Raw genomic sequence first — 4644 nt, 5'->3', positions numbered from 1 at the left:
CCATCGAGGCGGCCCGCAGCGGCGCCGGGATCGGCTGGCACGAGCACACCTCGGACGTGCACGTGGGCTGCGAGCGGTTCTTCCGGACCACCTACAACGCCAGCCTGCTGGCCGAGTGGCTGCCGTCGCTGGACGGCGTGGTCGAGAAGCTCGAGCGGGGTGCGACGGTGGCCGACATCGGCTGCGGGCACGGCGCCTCGACGATCCTGATGGCACAGGCGTATCCGAAGTCGACGTTCGTCGGCTCGGACTACCACCCGGAGTCGATCGAGACCGCCCGGCTGCGAGCCAAGGAGGCAGGGGTGTCCGATCGGATCCGCTTCGAGGTCGCGCCGGCGAACGCCTACACAGGATCGAACTTCGACCTGGTGACGATCTTCGACGCCCTGCACGACATGGGCGATCCGGTCGGCGCGGCCCGGCGGGTCCGCGAGTCGCTCGCGCCCGACGGCACCTGGATGATCGTCGAGCCGATGGCCGGCGACCACGTCGAGGACAACCTGAACCCGGTGGGCCGGGCCTACTACGGCTTCTCGACGCTGCTCTGTACGCCGGCTTCGCTCTCGCAGGACGTCGGTCTCGCGCTCGGCACCCAGGCCGGTCCCGCGCGCATCCGCGACGTCACCACCGCGGCCGGTTTCACCCGGTTCCGCACGGCGGCGCAGAGTCCGTTCAACCTGGTGTACGAAGTCAAGGCCTGACTACTGTCACTCGGGGGAGGACAGTAGTGGGCGATCATGGCGAATTGGGGTATGGGGGAGAAGGAATGATTCCGGAGGACCGGGCCGCGCGGGCAGCGGACGTCGAGGGACAACTCGAACGCGACGGGGTGAGGATCGCCTACCGGGTGTACGGCGATCAGGGGCCGACGGTGGTGCTGATGCCCACCTGGTCGATCGTCCCGTCGCGGGTCTGGAAGGCCCAGGTGCCCTATCTGGCCAGGCATTTCCGGGTGGTCACCTTCGACGGCCGCGGCTCGGGCCAGTCGGACGCACCGGAGGGCGCGGCGGCGTACGCCGATGAGGAGTACATCGCCGACACGCTCGCAGTACTGGAGGCGACCGGTACTGCGGACTGTGTGCTGGTCGCCTTCTCCTGCGGGGCGCCGTGGGCGCTGCAGATCGCACTGGACCAGCCGGAGCGGATCCACGGGGTGGTCTGCATCGGCCCGGCGACCGGCCTGATCCCGGCCACCGACGAACGCACCCGGTGGGCGTGGAACGAGCGCCACGAGACGACGGACGGGTGGGCGAGCTACAACCGCCATCGCTGGCTGGAGGGCGGCTACGAGAGCTTCCTGCAGTACTTCTTCGAGAAGATGTTCTGCGAACCGCACTCGACGAAGCAGATCGAGGACGGCGTCGGCTGGGGCCGGCAGATCGCACCGGAACGCCTCGTCGACAGCGAGGCCGCCCGGCAGGCATGCCGCTCCCCCGCGCTCGGCAGGAAGCTGCCCGGGCTGCAGTGCCCGGTGCTGGTAGTGCACGGGGACCAGGACCACATCCGCCCGCACGACGAGGGGGTACGGCTCGCCGAGCTGACCGGTGGCTCGCTGGTGACGATCTCCGGGGGTGGGCACGCACCGCAGAACCGCGATCCGGTGAAGGTGAACCACCTGATCAAGGACTTCGTGGATCAGGTCGTGCCACGGCCGGTACGGCGTACCTGGGTGCGGGCGCTCAACCGCCCGCGACGGGCTCTCTATCTGTCGTCACCGATCGGGCTCGGCCATGCCCGGCGCGATGTGGCGATCGCGGCCGAACTCAGGAAGCTCCAGCCGGACCTGCAGATCGACTGGCTCGCACAGCACCCGGTCACCAGGGTGCTGGCCGACGCGGGCGAGACGGTGCATCCGGCGTCGGACTGGTTGGCCAACGAGTCGGCTCACATCGAGTTCGAGGCGGACGAGCACGACCTGCACGTGTTCCAGGCGATCCGGCGGATGGACGAGATCCTGGTCAACAACTTCCTCGTCTTCAACGACGTCGTCGAGGACTCGGACTACGACCTGGTGATCGGTGACGAGGCGTGGGATGTGGACTACTTCCTGCACGAGAACCCGGAGCTGAAGCGGTTCTCCTACGCCTGGATGACGGACTTCGTCGGCTGGCTGCCGATGCCGGACGGCGGTGAGCGCGAGGCTGCGCTGACGGCCGACTACAACGCGGAGATGATCGAGCAGCGGGCGCGGTTCCACCGGCTCCGGGACCGGTCGATCTTCGTCGGCGACCCGGACGACATCGTCGACGAGAACTTCGGGCCGGGGCTGCCGAAGATCCGCGAGTGGACTTCGGCGAACTTCGACTTCGCTGGGTACGTGACGGGTTTCGAGCCCGGGCGGGTGGATCGTACGTCGCTCGGCTACCGCCCGGACGGGTTGCTCTGTATCGTGACAGTCGGCGGATCTGGGGTCGGGAACTCCTTGCTGCAAAGGGTTCTCGATGCCGTACCGCTGGCCCGGGACTACGTGCGCGGGCTCGAGTTCCTGGTAGTCACTGGACCGCGGATCGATCCCCAGTCGCTGCCGCGGGTCCAGGGGGTGACTGTGCGCGGGTACCTGCCTGATCTCCACCGGCATCTTGCCGCGGCGGACCTCGCCATCACCCAGGGCGGCCTGAGCACCTGCATGGAGCTCACGGCCGCCCGTACCCCGTTCATCTACGTACCGCTCGAGCACCACTTCGAGCAGAACTTCCACGTCGCGGCCCGTCTCGACCGCTACAACGCCGGCCGCCGCATGGCGTACCAGGAAGCCTCCGACCCGGCCCACCTGGCCGAATCCATCGCCAAGGAACTCACCCGCACAGTCGACTACCGCCCAGTCGCCTCAGACGGCGCAGCCCGGGCCGCGCGCTACCTCGCCGACCTTCTGTGAGCTGTTGACAGGACACTTCACCAACTGGTGAAGTGTCCTGGTGCTGAGTCAGACGTTCGGGGCGTTGGCGGATCCGACCCGGCTGGCGATGGTGGAGCGGTTGAGCCGGGGCGAGGCGACGATGGGCGACCTCGCCGCGCCGCACCGGATCACCTTGCCGGCGGTGACGAAACACGTCGGGGTGCTGGTGGAGGCCGGGTTGGTACGGCGGCGGAAGGTCGGGCGGACAGTGGTGTGCACGCTGCGCCCGGACGCGTTGTCCGACGTACAGGCTTGGCTCGGCGACCTCACGGCGTACTGGAACAGCACTGTCGACCGGTTGGAAGAGTTTCTAAAGGAGAACGGTGATGAGCGCTGACCTCCGGGTCGAGAGGGTGCTTCGGGCAACGATCGGGAAGGTGTACGAGGCGTGGACGCGGCCCGAGTTGCTGACCCAGTGGTACTGCCCGAATCCGAAACTGGAATTGAGGGTGGAGGCTGACGTCCGGGTCGGCGGTGGGTATGTCGTCGAGATGGGGCCGCACGTGGTGCGCGGCACCTATCTCGAGGTCGAACCGCCGCGCCTGCTCGCGTTCACCTGGAAGTGGGACGAGGACGACGAGCAGCCGTCAGAGGTCCGGGTCGAGCTGACCGAGGTCGACGAAGGCACTCGCCTGCTCCTGACCCACACCGGCTTCGCCACACCGGAGGACGCGGCCAACCACCTGCAGGGATGGGAGCCCGAGCTGGATCGACTGGCCGCGCTGCTCAGCGTTCCGCAGCCCGACCCCGCAGTCGGTACCTGAACGCCAGCATCGTTCAAGCTACATCGCTCACGGGACGCTAGAGCCCCGGGCGGTGACCCGGGGCTCGGAATGGATGGATGGGCGGCGGAATCAGCTGCCGGACTTGCGCCGGAACTGGCGCTTCTGCTTGTCGTTGTGCGCCTCGCCGACCCCCTCGTGCCGCGGCCCGCTACCGGGGTGCGACTCGTGGTGGGCGTTCTTCTTGGCGAGCGCGTCGCGGAACTTCTTCTGCAGATCGTCCTGCGCCGGCTCGCTGGGCTTGTCGCTCATACCGTCTCCTTCACAAACCGTCGTTCAGGCGTAGAGGCTCTAGCTAACCAATTGTGACTACCTACCCGCCACCCAATAACGCCGGGGTCGACGACAACAGCCCAGCAACCACGGCACGCAGCCCGTCGCGACACCTCTCCGCCTGGGGCAGCTCGGCCGGATCAAGACCGGCGAAGACTTCATCCCGGTACGGCGGCCCGCCGCCGGCCGCCCGCCTTCCCGCAGCGTCGCTCGGACGATGCGGCAGGCGGTGCTGACAGTGGGGGCTGCAAGGATGCGGCCATGGAACAGATATTGAGTCGGCAGGAAGCGTCGGAGGCGGTCCAGGACTCTGGGTGGCGCTTCTTGCTGGGCACTTTGCGAACGTCGGTCCCGGTCGGGTCGTTGGCTCGGGCGATCGGCTTGGCAGCGGACGCTGTCGCGGTGTGCGGCGACGACGCCGACCGGCACCTTCGGGTCGATGCCCGCCCCGATCGGGTCGTCTTCACTCTGCAGTCGTTGGAGCGCGCAGCGGTTACCGCCCGGGATGTCGAACTCGCGCTTCGGATCTCTGCCACCGCGGACAGTTCCGGGTTTCTGGCGGAGCCCGAAATCGGAACGGGGGCACCGCGATCCGTCCAGATTCTGGAGATCGCGATTGTTGCACTGGACATTGCCGGGATTCGGCCGTTGTGGAAGGCGTTGCTGGGCTATGCCGATGAGGCGGGTGCCGAG

6 protein-coding genes are annotated in these 4644 nt (G+C 67.9%); 5 read left to right on the top strand and 1 reads right to left on the bottom strand.

Annotated features, from left to right (window positions below):
* From VFG33_RS39705 to VFG33_RS39690, 4 genes are all read left to right on the top strand, one after another.
* On the top strand, positions 1 to 701 hold a 701-nt coding region (locus VFG33_RS39705), incomplete at its 5' end, for a class I SAM-dependent methyltransferase (RefSeq protein ID WP_325058207.1).
* Positions 702 to 766: 65 nt separating this feature from the next.
* Entirely contained in the window at positions 767 to 2875 is a 2109-nt protein-coding gene (locus tag VFG33_RS39700) for an alpha/beta fold hydrolase (RefSeq protein WP_325058206.1), read from the top strand.
* 40 nt (positions 2876 to 2915) lie between these two features.
* Entirely contained in the window at positions 2916 to 3233 is a 318-nt protein-coding gene (locus VFG33_RS39695) for an ArsR/SmtB family transcription factor (protein WP_325058205.1), read from the top strand.
* Positions 3223 to 3660, top strand: a complete 438-nt coding sequence (locus VFG33_RS39690; protein WP_325058204.1) for an SRPBCC family protein — start codon at positions 3223 to 3225, stop codon at positions 3658 to 3660. The genes VFG33_RS39695 and VFG33_RS39690 overlap by 11 nt, the downstream gene beginning before the upstream one ends.
* Positions 3661 to 3750: 90 nt before the next feature.
* Here VFG33_RS39690 and VFG33_RS39685 read toward each other — a convergent pair whose 3' ends face one another.
* Positions 3751 to 3930: a DUF5302 domain-containing protein gene (locus VFG33_RS39685; protein ID WP_325058203.1), complete on the bottom strand. Its 180-nt coding sequence runs from the start codon at positions 3928 to 3930 to the stop codon at positions 3751 to 3753.
* 282 nt (positions 3931 to 4212) lie between these two features.
* On the opposite strand from VFG33_RS39685, the gene VFG33_RS39680 reads away from it, so the two are divergent.
* On the top strand, positions 4213 to 4644 hold a 432-nt coding region (locus tag VFG33_RS39680; protein WP_325058202.1), incomplete at its 3' end, for a 4a-hydroxytetrahydrobiopterin dehydratase.

Origin of the sequence: Kribbella sp. (assembly GCF_035687465.1) — a bacterium.
In the GTDB taxonomy this organism is placed as follows: Bacteria; Actinomycetota; Actinomycetes; order Propionibacteriales; family Kribbellaceae; genus Kribbella.
This window is presented reverse-complemented; position numbering and strand designations above follow the sequence as displayed.